The sequence below is a fragment of the Pseudarthrobacter sp. W1I19 genome (genome assembly GCF_030817835.1).
In the GTDB taxonomy this organism is placed as follows: domain Bacteria; phylum Actinomycetota; class Actinomycetes; order Actinomycetales; family Micrococcaceae; genus Arthrobacter.
The window spans coordinates 4,142,812-4,162,107 of record NZ_JAUSZR010000001.1; the positions used below are offsets into that span (position 1 = coordinate 4,142,812).

Here is a 19,296-nt window from a genome sequence, read left to right on the forward strand (position 1 = left end):
ATGGGGAGTTGCGCCTGGAGCGTTGCCCGGTGCAGCCCCCGGCTGAGCAGGAGGAGCGGCGCTTTCAGGGGCGGGGGCTGTGACGGGAGCGCCGGGCTCCGGACGCGCTCCCTCTGCCGTCACAGTCCAGCCAGCCTGGCTTCGCCCCGCGCCGCGAGCTGTTCGCGGAGGCGTGCCCCTTCCGCCGCTGGCAGCCCGGGGATGTGCGCGCGGGTCCCCGGCGAGGCGGTGTGAAGCTTCAAGGTGCACAGGCCCAGCCCGCGCTCAACCGGTCCCACGCCGATGTCCACGTACTGCATGCGGCCGTAGGGGACGGCCATGGTGCGCTGGAAAAAGATCCCGGTCCTGATGAGCAGGTCGTCGTCCCGTTCCGCATAGCCGATGGCGCGGACCTGCCGCGGGATCAGCACCAGCCTCCACAGCGCCAGGACCAGCGCCACGGTGGGCACCGTGATGGCCAGCCACAATGGCGGCCACTTCCACACCTTCAGGAGGACAAACAGCAGCGGCAGGGACAGCAGGAGCACCGTGATGAGGTTCGCCAGCGCCCACTCCACCAGCCGGACGGTGACGTATTTTGGTGATACGCGCTGCCAGATGATGCCCGGCGGGTCAATCGCCCCGGTATGCATATTCGCCTTCCCCTGCGGCTTCGCCGCGTACCGATCGGCCCGGCTTCCCGTCTGTGCCGTTGGTGTCGCCGTCCTCCGGCGGGATCTTGCAGAACCGCTCCACAAGGAAGCCAACCACGATCATCACCAGTCCGCCGCCCGCCATCGCCAGCGCCAGCCAGGTAATGCTTTGGTTGCTGCGCAGGCTCCAGATCCGCAGCTGGTCCAGGAAGATTCCCACGTGCCAGCCCAGCAGGACCGTCCCCGCATAAGCGCAGGCCTGCGCGAGCACCAGGGTCCGGGCCGCGAGGAGCGGATCGAGCAGTGTCTTTTTCTTGGAGCTGTTGGGTTTGTTGCTGTTGCGCCACCGCAGGATCCTGATGCCAAGGATCAGGGTGATGGCCACAATCACGCCCATGGTGGCCAGCGCGGTGGCCGGCAGGACGGGAGTGGCCATGCCGTAGCGGCTGGTCACCACCGTGGCCGACCAGCCCGCCACTGCCAAAATGACGCAGATCAGCATCAGGCGCAGCGGATTGAGGGGTTTCATCGCTCCTCCACAGCTCCTGCCGTGGGCAGGCCGTCGAAGTCGCCGAAGCCGTCGAACAGGGCAAGGTCGCCGAAATCATCAGCACGGGTGGCAAGGGCGCTGATGCGTTCACCGTTCAGCGTGGCTGCGGGTTCGATCAACGACCAGGGGTACAGGACGAAGGCGCGGGAAGCCGCGCGTGGATGCGGCAGGGTGAGGACAGGGTCATCACTGCGCAGATCGCCGTAAGTAATGATGTCGACGTCGAGCGTCCGGGGCCCCCAGCGCACCTCCCGCACGCGGTGGTGCTTGTTTTCCACCGACTGGCAGTGTTCCAGCAGCTCCTCCGGAGTGAGGCTGGCTTCGACGGTAATGACCATGTTCAGGAAGTCCGGCTGGTTCGGCGGACCGCCGACAGCCTTGGTCTGCACAATGGGCGAAACCGCGAGAAGGCGGATCTCGGGCGGGTCCACGAGGTCAGCGACGGCCTCGGTCAGGGTCTCATTACGCTCACCAAGGTTGCTGCCCAAGGCCAGCACCACCTTGGAATACCCGGAGTTCATGCGGCTTCCCCCTGCGCTGGTTTCTCCCCGTTGTCCCGGCCCGGAGTGTCCCGGCCTGCGGTGACACCGCCTGCATCCCGGCGTGCGTCATTCCTTGCCCGGTGGACGCTGACCGCCACGTCGCCGAAGGGAACCTCGATGGGTGCCTGCGGTTTATGCACGGTAATGTCCACGGCCTCAAGCCGGAATTCGCTGAGCAGGCTGTCCGCGATCCGCACGGCAAGCGCCTCGATCAGGTTCAGCGGTTCGCCGGAAATCCATTCAGTAATACGCTGCGCAACCTCGCCGTAGTGCGCGGTGTCCCGGACATCGTCAGATTCCGCGGCCTTGGCGAAGTCCAGGTGGAGCACCGCGTCCACCACAAACGGCTGGCCGTCACGGCGTTCAAAATCAAAGACTCCGTGATGGCCGACGGCGGTGACACCGGTCAGCGTAATCCTGTCCATCGCTGGGCCTACTGGCTGGTTCTTGGGGCGGCCATGCGCGCGGCAACCTTTACGGCGTCCAGGCTGGGGCCGACGTCGTGCACGCGCACTGCCCAGGCACCCCGGTACGCGCTGATGGCGGTGATGGCTGCGGTGGCGTCGTCGCGTTCCTGCGGCGCTGCGGTCTTGCCGGCAACGGTCAGGAGGGTGCCGAGGAAGCGTTTGCGGGACGCACCCACCAGGACCTTGTGGCCCAGGCTGTCCAGCTGGTCCAGGTTTTGCAGGAGTTCCCAGTTCTGGGCATCATTCTTAGCGAACCCCAGGCCTGGATCGATGATGATCTGGTCCGGGCTGACGCCGGCAGCATAAAGCTTGTCCCGCACTCCGGCCAGTTCGGCCACCACTTCGCCGGCAACGTCCTTGTACTCGGCCAGGGAGTTCATGGTGCGGGCGTCGCCGCGGCGGTGCGTGAGGATGTACGGGGCCTTGGAGGATGCCGCAAGCTCGGCCATTTCCGGTTCCATGGTGAGCCCGGAAACGTCATTGATGATGGCCGCTCCGGCGTTGAGCGCGGCCGCCGCCGTGACGGCGTGGATGGTATCGATGCTGACCAGGGCGCCGGCCTTCACCAGCGCCTCGATCACCGGAATCACGCGCCGCTGTTCTTCCTCAGGGCTGACGTCTTCCGCGCCGGGACGCGTGGATTCGCCTCCGACGTCGATGATGTCCGCTCCCGCATAGAACATCCGCAGCCCGGCGGCGATGGCGGAATCGGCCGTGGCGTGCTGGCCGCCGTCGCTGAAGGAGTCCGGCGTAACGTTCACGATGCCCATGACGAGCGTGCGGTCGGTGGGCAGGTCTTCGAAGCGGGCTGCCGGCCGCGGTTTGCGCAGGACGGGCAATGGCGAGGTTGCGGGGCCGGTTCCCGGCGCTGCAGCGAGTGAATCCATGGTCTGTTGATTACCTTCCGAGGATGAGGCTCATGGCTTCGGCACGGGTGGCCGGGTCATGAAGCTGCCCGCGGACCGCACTGGTGACGGTCTTTGCTCCGGGCTTGCGGATACCGCGCATGGACATGCACATGTGTTCGCATTCAACAACAACGATGGCGCCACGCGGCTTGAGGTGGCGGACCATCGCTTCAACGATCTCCGTGGTGAGGCGCTCCTGCACCTGGGGACGGCGGGCGTAGATATCCACGAGCCGGGCCAGCTTGCTCAGCCCGGTCACTTTGCCGTCATGCGAGGGAATGTAGCCCACGTGGGCCACACCATGGAACGGCACCAGGTGGTGCTCACAGGTGGAGTAGAACGGGATGTCCTTGACCAGCACCAGTTCTTCATGGTCCAGGTCGAAGGTGGTGGACAGGACGTCGGCGGGGTCGTGGTGAAGCCCGGCAAACACCTCGGCGTAGGCCTTGGCCACCCGCTTGGGGGTGTCCACGAGGCCGCCGCGGTCCGGGTCTTCTCCGATAGCCAGGAGGATCTCGCGGACGGCAGCCTCAATGCGCGGCCGGTCCACCTTCTGGTGCTTTGAATGGTGGGCGCCGCCCTCCGCCGGGTAGCCGGCGGAGGCGGGAACGTCGTCGTCGTCGAAGTGGGTCACGTATGAAAGCTTAGCCGCGAAGGGCGTCAGGCCCCGAGTCGGGGATGCCTCCCTGGAATGGGGCGTCTTCTGGAACACCCTGCGGATGCGGCGGCTGGGCGTCCAGCGGCTCGTCCAGGCGGGCCTGCTTGGCTTCCTCCTGGGCTTCACGCTCAGCCTGCTCCCGGCGGGACTCCACGGGCCCGGCCTTCTGCACCGGGCGGGTCTCCTTGGACAGCCACACCTCGCGGAAGTCGCGCTTGCGGATGTCACGGAAGATGTCGGCGATTTCAGCCTGGTTCAGCGTTTCGCGCTCCAGCAGCTCGAGGGCCAGGCGGTCCAGGACGTCGCGGTTCTCGGTGAGGATGGCGTAGGCCTCGTCATGGGCCTGGTCGATCAGCCGGCGCACTTCCTCGTCTACTACGTAGGCGATCTGGTCCGAGTAGTTGCGCTCGTGCCCGGCGTCGCGGCCCAGGAACGGCTCGCCGCCGCCCTGGCCCAGCCGGACGGCGCCGACGCGTTCGCTCATGCCGTACTCGGTAACCATCTTGCGGGCGGTGCCGGTGGCCTTCTCGATGTCATTGGAGGCGCCGGTGGAGGGATCGTGGAAGACGATTTCTTCGGCGACGCGGCCACCCATGGCGTAGGCCATCTGGTCCAGGAGCTCATTGCGGGTCACGGAGTACTTGTCGTTGTCCGGAACCACCATGGTGTACCCGAGGGCGCGGCCGCGGGGAAGGATGGTGATCTTGGTGACCGGGGCCGAGTTCCGCAGCGCGGCCGCCACCAGGGCGTGGCCGCCTTCGTGGTAGGCGGTGATCTTACGCTCGTGCTCCTTCATGACGCGGCTGCGCTTCTGCGGGCCTGCCATCACACGGTCGATGGCCTCGTCCAGGGCGCGGTCATCAATCAGGTTGGCATTGGAGCGGGCGGTGAGCAGGGCTGCCTCGTTCAGGACGTTGGCGAGGTCCGCACCGGTGTAGCCGGGCGTTTTCTTGGCAACGGCCTTGAGGTCCACGCCGGGCGCCATGGGCTTGCCCTTGGCGTGCACCTGGAGGATCTGGTCACGGCCGATCATATCCGGTGCGTCCACGCCGATCTGGCGGTCGAAGCGCCCGGGACGCAGCAGTGCGGGATCCAGGACGTCGGGCCGGTTCGTGGCGGCGATGAGGATGACGTTGGTCTTGACGTCGAACCCGTCCATCTCCACCAGCAGCTGGTTGAGGGTCTGCTCGCGTTCGTCGTTGCCGCCGCCGATGCCGGCACCGCGGTGGCGGCCGACGGCGTCGATCTCGTCCACGAAGATGATGGCGGGCGAGTTGGCCTTGGCCTGTTCGAAGAGGTCGCGGACGCGGGACGCGCCCACACCGACGAACATTTCAACGAAGTCCGAGCCGGAGATGGAGAAGAAGGGGACGCCAGCCTCACCGGCGACGGCGCGGGCGAGGAGGGTCTTACCGGTACCTGGAGGGCCGTACAGCAGCACGCCCTTGGGGATCTTGGCGCCAACAGCCTGGAACTTCGCGGGTTCCTGCAGGAACTCCTTGATTTCCTGCAGTTCCTCCACAGCTTCGTCGGAACCGGCCACGTCAGCAAACGTCACCTGTGGCATGTCCTTGCTGACCATCTTGGCCTTGGACTTGCCGAACTGCATGATCTTGGAGCCGCCGCCCTGCATCCGGGTCATCAGGAACCAGAACAGGGCACCGAGCAGGATGACCGGGATCAGCAGCGAGAGCAGGCCGGAGAACCAGTTGCTTTCGATCGGCTGGTCCGTGTAACCCTCGGACGGCTTGGCATCGGTGACTGCTTTAACCACGTCCTGGGCGCGGGCATCCACAAAGAAGAACTGGACGCTCTTGCCCTTATCCTGCCCGTCCAGCTGGAGGTTGTCCTTCAGCACCAGGTCAACACGGTTTTCGCCGTCGAAGATCTTTGCCTGCTCCACCTTGTCGCCAGAGAGCAGTTCGAGGCCCTTGTCTGTATCGATCCGGGCTGCACCGCCGGGAGCGAGCGTTGCAAAGGCCACCAGGAGCATCCCGATCACAACGACGATCCAGATGCCCGGGCCCTTGAAGAAGTTCTTAGCTTTCATCTGTTCGGGGGCTGGCCCCGTCCCTCCTGGTAGTGCTGCACGGCGAGTACTCTGCGCGCGTGATGGTGCTGCGTCAGCTTCTAGCTATACACCGTCCGGAGTAGATCACGCATGGTGTGGGGCAAAAGTTCCCTGTGGGCGTACTGGCGCCACCACGTCTCCGGACAGGGGCATCAGGCCTAAATTCGGGGCCCGGCGACCGAGCCGCGTGCCACCAGCGGGCAGTCAAGGAGGACTGGCTCAGGCACGGCGGCGTCCGGCAGCTGTGTCCCCTCAACCGTGTCTATCAGCCGTTGCGCGGCCCAGGCGCCCATCTCATAGTGCGGCAGCGCGACGGTGGTGAGCCCCGGGTGCAGGTTGGCAGCGATCAGTTCCTGGTCGTCAAAACCCACCACGGACAGGTCTGAGGGGATGGAGAGGCCCAGCTCGGCGGCTGCGCGGTAGGCTCCCATCGCCATCCGGTCGTTGTAGCAGAACAAGGCCGACGGCGGGTTGTCACCTTGGAGGATCCGGCGGGCTGCGTCGTAGCCGCCCTGCGCATCGGAGGAGGCGGACCGCACGGGTGCGGCGTCGCCGTCGAGCCCTGCCCGGTTGAGGGTTTCGCGGAAGCCGCGGAGCCGCCCGCGGGTGGAGGGCACATCCTCGGTGTTGTTGATGAAGCCCACGCGGAGGTGCCCCGCGGCGAGCAGTGTTTCGACGGCGGTACTCGCCCCGCCGTATTCGTCCGGGACTACGGAGGTGATTGGCTCGCCGGCGCTGACTGCATCCACGAGGACGGCCGGCACCTTGCCCAGGTTGGGCGGGGCATCCACCGTCCGGTGGTACATCGTGGCGTAGAGGATGCCGTCCACCTGCCGCTCAAGGAGCGCCTCCACGTCGGCTTCCCGGGATGCGGGGCCCGCGGTGCCAGAGGTGTTGATGACCATCAGGGTGTAACCGCGGGCGCGGGCAGCATCATCGGCACCCAGCAGGATGCGGCCGGCATGCGGCGTGGTGGCGATGTCCTCGCTGACCAGGCCGAGCATTCCGGTGCGCCGGCTCCGCAGTGCTTGCGCCAGGCGGTTCGGCCCGTAGCCCAGCTGCGTGGCCGCGGACCGTACCTTGTCCCGCGTTTCGGCGCTGACCCGTGCGTAGGAAACGTCGTTCAGGACATGGGAGACCGTGGTGACAGAAACTCCTGCGGCCAGCGCCACGTCCTTGATGCCAATGTTTTTACGCAAGATCCGGGCGGCGCAGCCTACTCGTAGACGTGCGGGGCGAGGGTACCCACGAAGTCCAGGTTGCGGTACTTCTCGGCGTAGTCCAGGCCGTAGCCCACCACGAATTCGTTGGGGATGTCGTACCCGACGTACTTGACGTCAATCTCCACCTTGGCGGCCGTGGGCTTGCGGAAGGCGGTGCAAATTTCCACGGAGGCGGTGCCGCGGGATTCCAGGTTGGTCTTCAGCCAGGAGAGCGTGAGGCCGGAGTCGATGATGTCCTCGACGATCAGCACGTCCTTGCCCATCAAGTCCGTATCCAGGTCCTTCAGGATGCGGACAACTCCCGACGACTGGGTGCCGGAGCCGTAGGAGGAGACAGCCATCCAGTCCATGGAGATGTGGCTGTGGAGTGCGCGCGCCAGGTCAGCCATCACCATCACGGCACCCTTGAGGACGCCCACAAGGAGGATCTCGCGGCCCTCGTAGTCCTTGTCGATCTGCGCAGCGAGCTCGGTGATCCGCTGCTGGATCTGCTCCTTGGTGTAGAGAACGTGCTTGAGGTCTGCCTGGACGTCGTTTGAATCCACCAATGGCTCCTGTGTAGATGCGGGGGTGCGACTATTTTGCGGGCGGTTTTTGAGGCCGGAATACTAGCTTCCCACAGCGTGCGCCTCCACGGGGAACGGAACCGGGGCTGCCCTGGGCCGCCGGAACGCCGACATCCTTCGATCCCTCCAGCTGCGCGAGGGACAACCGGTAGACGCTCACGCCGCCGGGCAGCTCCACAGGGCCGGCCGAACCCTGCCGCCGCAGCAGTGCTTCCGCGGCCAAAAGGCGCTGGTAGCTGGGCTGCTGCCCGCCGACGTCGGCCGCCGCCTTGGCGATCACGCGGAACCTGATGGCGGGTGCCAAAGCCCGCAACCCGTCCTCCGGAAGGCTCAGTTCGCGGCCGTTCCACTCCACGAGCGAGCTGAAGGTGCGTTCCGCCACATCCTCGAGGTAGTCGGCGTCCAGCTGCAGGATGGAGGCTGTCCGGGCCAGCGATTCCGCGACGCCGGGCCCCAGCTTCTCTTCAAGGTGCGGCAGGACTTCAACGCGGGTGCGCGAACGGGCGAAGGCCGGATCCGAGTTGGTGGGATCGTGCCACGGGTCCAGCTCCTCGACGGCGCAGATCTCCTCCGTGTCCGCCCGGCGGAGTCCCAGGAAGGGCCGCAGCAGCTTTCCGCGGACTGGCCGCATCCCGGCAAGCGACCGGGTTCCCGAACCCCGGGCCAGGCCCAGGAGCACCTGTTCGGCCTGGTCATCCAGCGTGTGGCCCAGCAGGATGCCATCCGCACACTGGTCCTCTGCGGCTGCTTCCAGCGCTGTGTGCCGGGCTTCACGCGCGGCGGCTTCCGGGCCAAGTCCCGTCCCGCCCACGGTCACGGTCCGGATTTCCACCGGGGCAAGGCCCAGTTCCTGCAGGACGCGGGCGGTTTTGGCCGCCACCTGGGCGGAACCTTCCTGCAGCTGGTGGTCCACCACCACGGCACCCACCGTGACGGCGTGGCCGTCCACGTGGCCACGGCGGGCGAAGTAAGCGGCCACTGCTGCCAGGGCCAGGGAGTCCGGTCCCCCGCTGCATGCCACCAGGAGGTGGCGGGGGTACCCGGCCTGGGCCAACGCGTCCTGCAGCATCTTGCGCGCAGTGCCGACGACGGGCGCCAGCCGCCCGGGCCGTCGTCGTCCGGTTTGCTGAGGTGGTTCGATGCGCTGGGATGGATCGCCGGGCCGGGCTGGCTGGCCGGGTTGGGGAACGGTGTTAATCAGAGTCCCATCCGCTCAAGCCACAGCTTGGCATCGTGGATCTCTGGCTCGGTGGGCAGGTGGTCGGCCGACTCCCACACCCGGTTGAAGCCTTCCATTCCGGCGACGTCCACCACGGCACGGACGAACCGCGCGCCGTCGGAATACTGGCGCATCTTGGCGTCCAGGCCCAGGAGGCTGCGGATGAACTTTTCGATCACGCCGCGGTCCTTGCCGCGGTCGTTGAACCGCTGCCGGATGGTCTTCACTGACGGAACAATGCTGGCATCCACGGCGTCCATCACCACGTTCGCGTGGCCTTCGAGCAGGCTCATCACGGCGGTGAGGTGCGAGATGGCGGCCTTCTCCTCGGGATCCTGCAGCAGGTCCAGGATAGCTCCACGGCCGGGTGTGTTTCCGTCGGCGGTACGGTCCTTCAGTGAACGGGCGGCGGCCGTGGCGCGCTCCATCAGCGAATCCACGTTGCCCAGCAGGTGCACGCTGAGGTCATCGATCTGCTGCAGCATGTGGTGCCGCAGCCACGGTGCGGCCGCGAACTGGACCCGGTGGGTCTGCTCATGCAGGCAGACCCAGAGGCGGAAATCCTCGGGGGTGACATTCAGTTCCCGCTCCACAGCAACAATGTTGGGAGCCACCAGGAGCAGGCGTCCACCCGACGGCGCGTTGGACCCCTCGGCGAGCGCCGCGAACGGATCGTACTGGCCCAGGACCTTGCTGGACAGAAAGGCAAGGACAGCACCGAGCTGGCTGCCGGTGATGGCGCCGCTGACACTGGCGGCGGCAGGACTCAGGGAACCGCGCCTGCTTTCGAGCATCTTTTCCATAGCGGGCTTCAGCATCACGGCAAAGCTTTGGGTGTTGGCCTTGGCCCATGAGGCACGGTCCACCACCAGCACGCTGGAATCCCGCAGGTTCCGTGCCGCTTCCAGCCCCGTGATCTCGTGGACATGCTCCACCGAAGCGTCGGCGAGCCGGCGCAGGCTGTCCACGGCATCGCCGATGGCGGCCTGATTCAGGACCGGGCCGGCCGGAGCCAGCCGAGCCGCAGTGGAGGCGGCAAGGTCCCAGTTGATCAGGGACGAGGCCTGGCTGGACAACGTTTGTGCTGACGACTCACCTGTAGTGGACTCCATAAGTCCCATCAGAACACAGCACCCTGTGGATAGTCCTTAAGTTCGCTCACCGGCGAACCACCACAGCGTCCCGAAACTTCCACAGTCCGCTCACGGGATGGCGAAAGCGGGAGCTATCCCGGCGGCCCGCAGTGGAAGCAGGAGCCCTCCCGGCACGGACGGCCCGGGCCCGCATGAGCGGCGCCGGCCAGCAACGGTTGAGCGGGGCAGGGCCGCTCCTGCAGACTGGCCGGCAGCTTTACCTGCAGCCGCAGGCCGTGAGCGCCGTGGCAGCCCGGTCCAGCGCCACCTTGTTGCCTGCGGCGCCGGGGGTGAGCCCGTTGCCGATGAAGGAGAAGACCAAGAGGCGGCCGTCGGCGTCCACCACGTAGCCGCTGAGCGCCAGCACCGTGTTCAGTGTGCCGGTCTTGGCACGGACCAGCCCTGCACCCCGGGCGGTTGACTCTTCGCCGTAGCGGGTGTCCAGCGTGCCGGTGAGGCCGGCCACGGGGAAGCCGTCCAGCGCGGCGCGCAGCCGGCTGTCTGTGCCGGCGGCGATGGCCCGCACCACCTCGGTGAACTGGCGGGCTGACACCTGGTTGTCCATCGCGAGCCCGCACACATCCACGAGCCGGATGCCGTCAACGTTGATTCCGGCGTCGGAGAGCTGCGCGCGGACGGCAGCCGTGGCGCCGTCGTTGCTCCCGGGACCGCCGGCCGCCACCGATGCCATCCGTCCCAGAACTTCGGCGAGGTAGTTGTCGGAGGCCTGCAGCATCAGGTCCACCTGTTCGGCCACCGTGGCTGACTGCGCCTCCGCGAGGATCGCCGGCTCCCCTGCTTCCCCGCCTGTTGGTGCTGAACGGGGGGAACGTTCGACGGCGGCTGCCACAGTCAGTCCCGCGGCCGCGCCTTCCGCCCGCAGCCGGGCTGCGAATTCCTCCGCCACCATGACGGCCGAATCCTGCGGACGCGGGCCGGTGGTGACAGCGGGGTCGTACCGGGCAGAGTTCAACGCCAGCGGGTACACCGGCGCCACTTCCCCGGCAGCAACATCTCCGCTTTCCCAGGCGGGGTTCAGGGCCGGGCCGGTGAACAGGGAATCGTCCACCAGCACTTTGATCTCACCCGCGGCGCCTGCGGCCTTCAGCGCTTCCACAGTCCCGGCGGCCAGCTTCGCCAGGCCGGCGTGGCCCATCGCCTGGTCCGCGTTCGACTCGCCGGCGCCGAGGAGGACGTCGCCGCCGCCCACCAGCACCACCTGCCCGGCTGCCGGGCCTTGCACCACGGACGTGGTGAAGCGGTGCTCCGGGCCAAGCGAGCGCAGGGCCGCCACAGCGGTCAGCAGTTTCAGGTTGGAGGCCGGCACCCTGCCCTCGGACCCGCCGCGGTCAAAGAGGACCTGCCCGGTGAGTGCATCCTGCACCAGTCCCGTAAAGCTCCCGCCGCCGTCGGCCTTCAACAGCGGATCCACCTGCGCGGCGACGCCGGACGCGGCCGGAATGCTGGCCGACGCGTCCAGCGGGGCAAGTCCGCGCGCGGCAGACAGTGTGGCGGGAGCCTGCTGCCATTCAGGCGCCGGTGGGGCGGGGGGAGGGGCCTCCGGGCCCACGAACCCCGGCGCTACGAGCAGGGCTGCGGGGATCATCAGGACCACCAGCAGGGCCGTCAGAACAACCAAGGGCCAAGACCGCTTAAGGGCCGGGACTGTGCCCCGGAAACTGTGGCGGACACGGTCAAGCCACGGTTCCGCGGCAGTTGGTTTGGTCATCCTGGTGCTGGTCCTCAAGTCCTGAAATTTCCCCACAAGTTCCTGATTCCAGGGCCTCTCGCTATATCCTCAATAATAGTCGGCGGCACGGACACTCCCTTTGGTGAGCGGTTAAGTGTGCCGCGAACCCCCTGCAATTGCCGAGGAGCATTCCATGAAGCATGACGTGACCATCGAGATCCCCAAGGGATCACGCGTCAAGTACGAAGTTGACCACGAGACCGGCCGCGTCCGCCTGGACCGCGTCCTCTTCACCTCCATGCAGTACCCCACGCACTACGGATACTTCGAAAACACCCTCGGCGAAGACGGCGACCCGCTGGACGCACTGGTGCTCCTGCAGGACTTCGACCTGCACCCGGGCGTCATCGTTGAGTCCCGCCCCATCGGCGTCTTCAACATGACCGACGACGGCGGCGGAGACGCCAAGATCCTCTGCGTTCCGGTAGATGCACGCTTCGACCACATCCAGGAAGTCAGCGACGTCAACGAGTTCCTGATCAAGGAAATCGAGCACTTCTTCACCCGCTACAAGGACCTGGAGCCCGGCAAATGGGTCAAGGCCGAGGGCTGGGGCGACCGCGCCGCCGCCGAAGCCGAGCTGGAAGCCTCCATCAAGCGTTACGTGCCCACCGGCCACTAGTCCCGTCCTGGTGGGTGAGCTTGTCGAAACCTTCGAAAGCGGGGTTTCGACAAGCTCAACCGCCGAATGACGAAGGCCCACGTCAAGCAATGTGGGCCTTCGTTGTGGTTAAAGTGGGAGGTGATTTCAGCACCCACCTTCACCCCACCCTGCGGTCCGGTCACCGGCTGGCACGACGGGGACGTCCTCCGGGCCACCGGCATCCCCTATGCCCGGGCCACACGCTTCCAGCCTCCCGTTCCTGTGCGGGACTGGACCGAGCCGTTTGCGGCCACTTCGCCGGCCCCGGCCTGCCCACAAGGTCCGGTGCCGTTCCTCGACGACGTCCTGGGCACCCGCTACGGCGAACTTCCGGGCAGCGAGGACTGCCAGAACCTTTCCATCACCATGCCTGCAGATCTTTCTCCCGGCGAGCGCCTGCCGGTGATGGTGTGGATCCACGGCGGTTCCTACACCACGGGTTCGGGCGACCTGGCCATCTTTGACCCCGCAGTGCTGGTGGCCGAAAACCGCGTGGTGGTGGTTTCGGTGACCTACCGGCTGGGGCTGTTCGGGTTCCTGGCCACGCGGTCGGGGCGTCCCGGAAACCTGGGCCTGCTGGACCAGCTGGAGGCCTTCCGCTGGGTGCAGCGGAACATTGCCGCCTTCGGCGGTGATCCGGGGCAGGTGACGGCGTTCGGGCAGTCCGCCGGCGGCGACGCCATCGCCCACCTCATGGCCACCCCTGAGGCGCCGCAACTGTTCAAGCGGGCCATCATCCAAAGCGCCCCGCTGGGCATCTCCCGGGGCAGGGCAAAGATGAACCACGCGATGGGCATCGCAGCCGAAGCAGTTGATGACGACACCCCGGCCATGGACGTGGTGGAGCGGGAGGACCACGTGGCGCAGATGGCCCGGAAGTTCGGAATGCTTGCCGCCATGCCCTTCGGGACGCAGTACGGGCACGCGCCCCTGCCGGAGGAATCGGACATCGAGGCCGCGTGGAACCGTTCCGCACCCGGAATAGAGGTGCTGATCGGGCACACGTCTGAGGAGGCGCGGCTGTTCCTGCCGCGCAGCCCGTACCTGAGCCGGCTGGCCGGCGTTCCGGTTGCTGGAACCGCCGCTGTCCGGGCCATTGATTGGGTGGTCACCGAGACTGTGTATGGCAGGGCTTCGCGGAAATTCGCCCGGCGCCATGCCAAGGCAGGCGGAAAAGCCCACAGCTACGTGCTGCATTGGCATGCACCGGGCAACATCTTCGGGGCCGCCCACACGATCGACCTGCCGCTCCTGTTCGGCAACCGGAACACGTGGGAAGGTGTGGGGCTGATCGCCGGGGCGGCCTGGGAGGACGTGGACGACGTCGGGCGGCAGGTGCGGAGGCTCTGGACGGCTTTCGCGCGGGGAGACACCCTCGGCGCAAAGGGTGGGGTCCCGGGCGCGCTGACGTATCAGGCGGCCTGACTGAAGAGCTAAGGTCAGGTGGCAACCAAGTTGCGGATGGCTTCCACCAGGATGTCCTGGCGCTGGAAGTAGGCGTTGTGGCCGGCGTCCTCCACTACCAGGAGGCTGGCGCCGGGCACCGTTGCGGCCACGTGCTCAGCCCCGCGGCGGATACGCGGCCTTTCCTGGTCCCCGATCAGCACCAGCAGCGGGCTGGAGATGGATTCCAGTCCTTGCTGGAACCAGTCCACATCCCCCGGATCGGCGCTCAGGAACTCTCCCTGGCTTTGCTCGAGGCTTCGCGGGTAGCGGGCGGCTTCGATGGCGGCAGCGGTGGACCGGACACGGATATAGCGGGCGTAGTCCTTGGGGTTCTGGGCGATCCACCGCTCGGTAAAGGAATTCCCCACCCCCAGCCAGATCCTCTCGTCCGCATCAAGCGAGCTGAACACCTCGAATTTCTCTGCCTGGCCGGGCTGCCCGGGCGGCGGCACCACCAGCGGCCAGCCCATTCCGCAAACCACCAGTGCTGCGGCACCGCCGGGATTCCGGACCGCCCATCGGAGGGCCGTCATCCCGCCCATGGATTGGCCCACAATCACCGGGGTCTCCAGGCCGAGGGAAGCAATGAACTGATCCAGCTCTGCAGCCCGGTCCACCAGTGGCCCCTGCCGCGGGGAGTTCGACGACCAGCCGTGATCGTAGGTGTCGTACGTCAACACCCGGAAGTCCTGCTCCAGTTCCGCGGTGATCGGCTCCCAGCACGCTGCCGCGGAGGCATGGCCATGCAGCAGCACAATTGGCTGGCCCCGGCCGGAGTCGGTGTAGTGGATGTCGTTGCCGAGCACATCGAGCCAAGGCATGGATTGATCCTTTCAGGCATTGTTGGCAGGCGGCCCACCATGCACCAGAGTTCCAGATCCAGGGGCCCCGAGTCATCAGGTGTCCAGAACGTGCCCAAGCCAGAAAGAACCGGGCCAGGCAACCGGAGGTAGAGTCTGGTTCCGTGAGAACGCTCGGAGTGGACCTTGCCGCGGCCACCAAAAAGACGGCTGTGGCAGTTATCGAGTGGGGCCAGGGGTCCGCGCGGCTGGTTCACCTCGCACTCAATGTGGCTGACCAGGACATCGTGGAGCTGTTCGGGGCCACAGACATGACCGGCATTGATTGCCCCGTCGGCTGGCCGCAGGCGTTGATCCCGTTCCTTACCGGACATCTGGAGTTCGACGGCGGCCCCGTCCTGGCATATGACGGCATTGAGGGCCGGCGCCTGCTGGCTTACCGGGACACGGACCGCTATGTCACGGCCCGGACCGGCCTGATTCCGCTCAGTGTCTCGGCGGACCGGCTCGCGCATCCGGCCATGCGCTGCGCCGTCATCCAGGCGAAGATCGCAGCCCTCCACGGTTCCCAGCCGAGGGACGGCTCCGGCAAATTGGCCGAGGTCTACCCCGCTGCTTCACTGAAGCTCTGGGGCCTGGCCGCCCGCGGCTACAAAGGACGCGGCACCACCGAAGCGGAACGCCTGTCGGTGCTGCTCGAAAGCCTGCGCGGGCAGGCGCCGTGGCTGGACTTAGCCGGCAACGAGGACCGGCTGGCCGGCTCGGACGACCTGTTTGACGCCGTCGTCGCTGGCCTCACCGCCCGCGCGGCCGCCGTCGGGCTGACCCTGCCGCCTGATGACGTGCACGCCGCAGCGGCCCGCAAGGAAGGGTGGATCCACCCGCCCACAAGCGGCCTCCCGACCCTCATCACGTAGAGTTTTTGTCCAGAAATGCAGGTTTCCGGGCCCCGGAGGTCAGCATATCTGGACAAAAATTCCAAGGGTCAGCCGAGTTTCCAGTTCCGGATCTCCTCGGGGTCCTCACCGTGGGTGCGGGTGTGCTCGCGGGCCCGGATCCGGCGGTCCTGGAGCTCCTGCCGCAGCATCGAGTGCTTCTCCGCCAGGCCGGGTACGCGGTCGATCGCGTCGATAGCCAGCTGGAAGCGGTCGATGCCGTTCAGCATGGCCATGTCGAAGGGTGTGGTGGTGGTCCCTTCCTCCTTGTAGCCGCGCACGTGCAGGCCCTCCTGGTTGGAGCGGCGGTAGGCCAGCCGGTGGATCAGCGACGGATAGCCGTGGTACGCGAAGATGATGGGCTTATCCGCGGTGAAGATCCCGTCGAAGTCCCGCGCGGGCAACCCGTGCGGGTGTTCGCTCTCGTCCTGCAGGCGCATCAGGTCAACGACATTGACCACGCGGACCTTCAGCCCTGGCGCGCCCAGCCGGAGCAGCTCCGCCGCCGCCACCGTCTCCACCGTGGGGACGTCGCCGGCGCAGGCAAGGACGACGTCGGGCTCCTCACCGGGGACCTCCGAGCCCGCAAACTCCCAAATCCCCAGCCCGCGCTGGCAGTGGGTGGCAGCGTCGTCCGGCCCCAGCCAGGTGGGTGAGGGCTGCTTGCCGCTGACCACGATGTTCACGTAATCGGTGGACGCCAGGCAGTGTTCCATCACCGACAGCAGCGTGTTCGCATCCGGCGGAAGGTACACCCTGATCACTTCGGCCTTTTTGTTCACCGCGTGATCGATGAACCCGGGATCCTGGTGCGAAAACCCGTTGTGGTCCTGCTGCCACACGTGCGAGGACAGGATGTAGTTCAGCGACGCGATGGGCTGGCGCCACGGCAGCTTCCGGTGCACCTTCAACCACTTTGCATGCTGGTTGAACATCGAATCAACGATGTGGATGAAGGCCTCGTAGCAGCTGAAGACGCCGTGCCGGCCGGTCAGGAGGTAGCCTTCCAGCCAGCCCTGGCACAGGTGCTCGCTCAGCACCTCCATCACCCTGCCGGAGCGCGCGAGGTGCTCGTCGGCGTCGTCAATCCGGTACTGCCACACCTTGTCCGTGACCTCGTAAACGTTCTGGAGCCTGTTGGACGCCGTCTCGTCCGGGCCAAACAGCCGGAACGTTTCCATGTTCAGGGCCACGACGTCCCGCATCCATGAACCCAAAGTGACCATGGGACTGACGCGCTCGGTCCCGGCCTTGGCAACCTCGACGGCGTGATCACGGTAGTCGGGCAGCTTCAGCGCGCGCCGGACCAGTCCGCCGTTGGCGTGGGGCGTGGCGCTCATCCGGAAGTCGCCGGTGGGGGCGCCCTCGGCGACGTCGGGCCGGAGCCGCCCGTCGCCGTCGAACAGTTCCTCCGGGCGGTAGGACTTCAGCCATTCCTCCAGGAGCCGCAGGTGGTCGCCATTGGTCCGGACCTCGGACAGCGGTACCTGGTGGCTCCGCCACGTCCCCTCAACCTGCAGCCCGTCCACCTCGCGCGGGCCGGTCCATCCCTTTGGCGAGCGCAGCACAATCATGGGCCAGGGCGGCGCCTCCCCCGCGGCTTGGTCTGCCGATGGCGTCCGCCGCGAGTCCTGGATGGCACGGATGTCCGTCATGCAGCTTTCCAGCGCCGCCGCGAAGTCCCGGTGGGCCTGCTCCGTGTTGTCCGGGTCCTTCACCGTGACGAAGTAGGGCTCGTGGCCGTATCCGCGCAGGAGCTGGTCGAGCTGCGCTTCGGGCATGCGTGCCAGGACCGTGGGGTTGGCGATTTTGTAGCCGTTCAGGTGCAGGATGGGCAGCACCGCGCCGTCCGAGGCGGGGTCGAGGAAGTTATGGGAGTGCCAGCTCGCGGCCAGCGGCCCGGTTTCCGCCTCGCCGTCGCCAATCACGACGGCGGCCACCAGCTGGGGATTGTCGAGGACTGCACCGTAGGCGTGGGAGAGGGAGTACCCGAGTTCGCCGCCCTCGTTGATGGAGCCGGGGGTCTCCGGGGCGGCATGGCTGGGGATGCCGCCGGGGTAGGAAAACTGGCGGAAGAGTTCCGCCAGGCCATCCTCGTCGTTCCCCACGTGGCCGTAGATTTCGGAGTACGTGCCCTCCAGCCAGGCGTTGGCGACGACGGCGGGGCCGCCATGGCCGGGACCTGCCACAAAGAGCATCTCGGCTGAGTCGCGGCGGATGATGCGGTTCAGGTGGGCGTAGATGAAGTTCAGCCCGGGCGTGGTGCCCCAGTGCCCCAGCAGCCGGGACTTGGTGTGCCCGGCCTTCAGCGGTTCGCGCAGCAGCGGGTTGGAGCGGAGGTAGATCTGGCCTACCGAAAGGTAGTTGGCGGCGCGCCACCAGCGGTCCACCAGTTCGAGTTCGTCCTGCCCCATGCTGCTGGTCATAACCATCCTCACGTCGCGGTCACCGCCCAAAGGCGGCCGTTGCTCCATCGCACCAGATGGGCCCGGATGGGGCAACCCCGCTTGCCCGGGCGAGGCTACCTGCGGGTAGGCTGTGCTTTCAGATGTTCACGCTGACAATCAACCAGACCGATAGCCGGCGCGATGGTGACCGGGTGCCGCAGCTGCTCAAGGACCTGCGGCACATTCCCGCGCGCCTGGACTTTGACCGGTCCGTGGAAGACGAAGTCCAGGGCATCGTGGAGTGCCCGCACCAGGCCGTGGAGGCGGCCCTGATCGCGCTGCGCGCCGGTTCCTGGTACGTGGGCATCGGCGTCGGGCCGGTCAACGAACCCCTGCCCAACCAGATCAAGGACGCATCCGGCCATGGCCTGGTGTATGCTCGGCGGGCCGTGGACCGGCTCCGGACCAGCAATTACAGGGTTCCGGTGGCAGTGGAGGGTCCGCTGGCCGACGTTGCCCATGACGCCGAGGCCGTCCTGCGGTTGTTGGGTCATATCGTCCGGGACAGGTCCGGTGCCGAGTGGCGGGTCCTGGACCTGCTGACTCCGGGAGTCCGCGGGCAGCAGAAGGCGGTGGCCCAGGAACTCGGGATCACTACGCAGGCGGTGAGCAAGGCGGTGGCGCGGGCGCAATGGAATGAGGAGCACGCGGCCCGGCCGGCAGCGGCCCGGTTGCTGGCCCTGATCCTCGAGGCGCGCTAAGGCAGAGTCAGCCCTGGCTGGCCGCCATTACAGGCTCTCCGTTGAAGTATTCGAGCTGCCAGCCGTCGATCGTGTGGTGATGCGCCAGGTTGAGCACGGCGTTGTCGATGCTTTTCAGTGTGCTGCCCACAGCGCGGCTGAGGCTCACGCGCAGGAGCGTCCCGTGCGCGACGACGAGAAGTCGCCGGCCGCGGTATTCCCCGGCCAGTGCCTCCAGGGCGGCCAGGCCCCGGTCTGCTGCCTCGTCCTCGCTTTCCGCGCCGCGGAAGCCGCCCGGGATGCGGAGCGCGTCCAGTTCGGGGCCAGCCTGCATCCCCTCGGCCGGCCCAAAGCTCCGCTCCGTAAGTTCGGGCATGCGGCGGACCTCGCTGAGCCCCAGCCCGGCCGCGATCACATCGGCCGTCTCGGCAGCCCGGCTCAGTGGCGAGGACACGATGGCGTCCCATTCGTAATCGGACAAAACGGCGACGGCGTCACGGGCCTGTGCCCGGCCGACGTCGTTCAGCGGGATGTCCGTGGAGCCCTGCAGGCGGCGCTCCGCATTCCAGTCAGTCTGGCCGTGGCGGATGAGGGCGAACGTCGTAAGGGTCATGCTTTCCATTCTG

General features: G+C 67.0%; 19 protein-coding genes. 4 read left to right on the top strand and 15 right to left on the bottom strand.

What is annotated here, in order from left to right; genetic code table 11:
* Positions 1–119: 119 nt before the first annotated feature.
* From QF038_RS19155 to dacB, 12 genes are all read right to left on the bottom strand, one after another.
* A complete protein-coding gene (locus QF038_RS19155; protein ID WP_307612300.1) occupies positions 120–632 on the bottom strand; it encodes a PH domain-containing protein in 513 nt (170 codons plus the stop codon).
* Positions 613–1,161 (bottom strand): DUF3180 domain-containing protein, encoded by a 549-nt coding sequence (locus QF038_RS19160; RefSeq protein ID WP_307612303.1) that lies wholly within the window; start codon positions 1,159–1,161, stop codon positions 613–615. The genes QF038_RS19155 and QF038_RS19160 overlap by 20 nt, the downstream gene beginning before the upstream one ends.
* Positions 1,158–1,703 carry a 2-amino-4-hydroxy-6-hydroxymethyldihydropteridine diphosphokinase gene (gene folK / locus QF038_RS19165; RefSeq protein WP_307612306.1) on the bottom strand — a complete coding sequence of 182 codons (546 nt, stop codon included), beginning with the start codon at positions 1,701–1,703 and terminating at the stop codon, positions 1,158–1,160. Before folK ends, QF038_RS19160 begins: the two co-directional genes overlap by 4 nt.
* The gene (gene folB, locus QF038_RS19170; RefSeq protein ID WP_307612308.1) at positions 1,700–2,149 is read right to left on the bottom strand and encodes a dihydroneopterin aldolase; all 450 of its coding nucleotides are present in this window, start codon (positions 2,147–2,149) and stop codon (positions 1,700–1,702) included. Before folB ends, folK begins: the two co-directional genes overlap by 4 nt.
* An 8-nt stretch (positions 2,150–2,157) precedes the next feature.
* Positions 2,158–3,078 (bottom strand): dihydropteroate synthase, encoded by a 921-nt coding sequence (gene folP / locus QF038_RS19175; protein ID WP_307612310.1) that lies wholly within the window; start codon positions 3,076–3,078, stop codon positions 2,158–2,160.
* Between the two features lie 10 nt (positions 3,079–3,088).
* Positions 3,089–3,733 carry a GTP cyclohydrolase I FolE gene (folE, locus tag QF038_RS19180; RefSeq protein ID WP_307612312.1) on the bottom strand — a complete coding sequence of 215 codons (645 nt, stop codon included), beginning with the start codon at positions 3,731–3,733 and terminating at the stop codon, positions 3,089–3,091.
* Between the two features lie 10 nt (positions 3,734–3,743).
* Positions 3,744–5,807, bottom strand: coding sequence for an ATP-dependent zinc metalloprotease FtsH (ftsH, locus tag QF038_RS19185; RefSeq protein ID WP_307612314.1), 2,064 nt, complete (start codon positions 5,805–5,807; stop codon positions 3,744–3,746).
* 179 nt (positions 5,808–5,986) lie between these two features.
* A complete protein-coding gene (locus tag QF038_RS19190; RefSeq protein ID WP_307613534.1) occupies positions 5,987–7,030 on the bottom strand; it encodes a LacI family DNA-binding transcriptional regulator in 1,044 nt (347 codons plus the stop codon).
* A 14-nt stretch (positions 7,031–7,044) separates the two neighbouring features.
* A complete protein-coding gene (gene hpt, locus QF038_RS19195) occupies positions 7,045–7,596 on the bottom strand; it encodes a hypoxanthine phosphoribosyltransferase (RefSeq protein ID WP_018770260.1) in 552 nt (183 codons plus the stop codon).
* Positions 7,597–7,627: 31 nt separating this feature from the next.
* On the bottom strand, positions 7,628–8,686 hold the full coding sequence (gene tilS, locus QF038_RS19200) for a tRNA lysidine(34) synthetase TilS (protein WP_307612317.1): 1,059 nt from the start codon (positions 8,684–8,686) through the stop codon (positions 7,628–7,630).
* A gap of 128 nt (positions 8,687–8,814) precedes the next feature.
* Complete coding sequence (locus tag QF038_RS19205; protein WP_307612319.1) at positions 8,815–9,948, bottom strand: zinc-dependent metalloprotease; 1,134 nt, start codon at positions 9,946–9,948, stop codon at positions 8,815–8,817.
* Positions 9,949–10,186: 238 nt separating this feature from the next.
* Positions 10,187–11,698: a D-alanyl-D-alanine carboxypeptidase/D-alanyl-D-alanine-endopeptidase gene (dacB, locus tag QF038_RS19210; protein WP_307612321.1), complete on the bottom strand. Its 1,512-nt coding sequence runs from the start codon at positions 11,696–11,698 to the stop codon at positions 10,187–10,189.
* 154 nt (positions 11,699–11,852) lie between these two features.
* Here dacB and QF038_RS19215 point away from each other — a divergent pair, with 154 nt between their 5' ends.
* Entirely contained in the window at positions 11,853–12,341 is a 489-nt protein-coding gene (locus QF038_RS19215; protein WP_018762663.1) for an inorganic diphosphatase, read from the top strand.
* 120 nt (positions 12,342–12,461) lie between these two features.
* Positions 12,462–13,787, top strand: a complete 1,326-nt coding sequence (locus QF038_RS19220) for a carboxylesterase family protein (protein ID WP_307612323.1) — start codon at positions 12,462–12,464, stop codon at positions 13,785–13,787.
* A 14-nt stretch (positions 13,788–13,801) separates the two neighbouring features.
* On the opposite strand, the gene QF038_RS19225 is transcribed toward QF038_RS19220, so the two are convergent.
* Positions 13,802–14,629, bottom strand: coding sequence for an alpha/beta fold hydrolase (locus tag QF038_RS19225; RefSeq protein ID WP_307612325.1), 828 nt, complete (start codon positions 14,627–14,629; stop codon positions 13,802–13,804).
* Positions 14,630–14,772: 143 nt separating this feature from the next.
* Between QF038_RS19225 and QF038_RS19230 the strand changes: the two genes are divergently transcribed.
* Positions 14,773–15,525, top strand: a complete 753-nt coding sequence (locus QF038_RS19230) for a DUF429 domain-containing protein (protein WP_307612327.1) — start codon at positions 14,773–14,775, stop codon at positions 15,523–15,525.
* Positions 15,526–15,593: 68 nt separating this feature from the next.
* On the opposite strand, the gene QF038_RS19235 is transcribed toward QF038_RS19230, so the two are convergent.
* Positions 15,594–17,969 (bottom strand): phosphoketolase, encoded by a 2,376-nt coding sequence (locus QF038_RS19235; protein WP_307612329.1) that lies wholly within the window; start codon positions 17,967–17,969, stop codon positions 15,594–15,596.
* Positions 17,970–18,091: 122 nt separating this feature from the next.
* Between QF038_RS19235 and QF038_RS19240 the strand changes: the two genes are divergently transcribed.
* A complete protein-coding gene (locus QF038_RS19240) occupies positions 18,092–18,691 on the top strand; it encodes a hypothetical protein (RefSeq protein WP_307612330.1) in 600 nt (199 codons plus the stop codon).
* 7 nt (positions 18,692–18,698) lie between these two features.
* On the opposite strand, the gene QF038_RS19245 is transcribed toward QF038_RS19240, so the two are convergent.
* Positions 18,699–19,283, bottom strand: coding sequence for a histidine phosphatase family protein (locus QF038_RS19245; protein ID WP_307612331.1), 585 nt, complete (start codon positions 19,281–19,283; stop codon positions 18,699–18,701).
* Between the last annotated feature and the right edge of the window lie 13 nt (positions 19,284–19,296).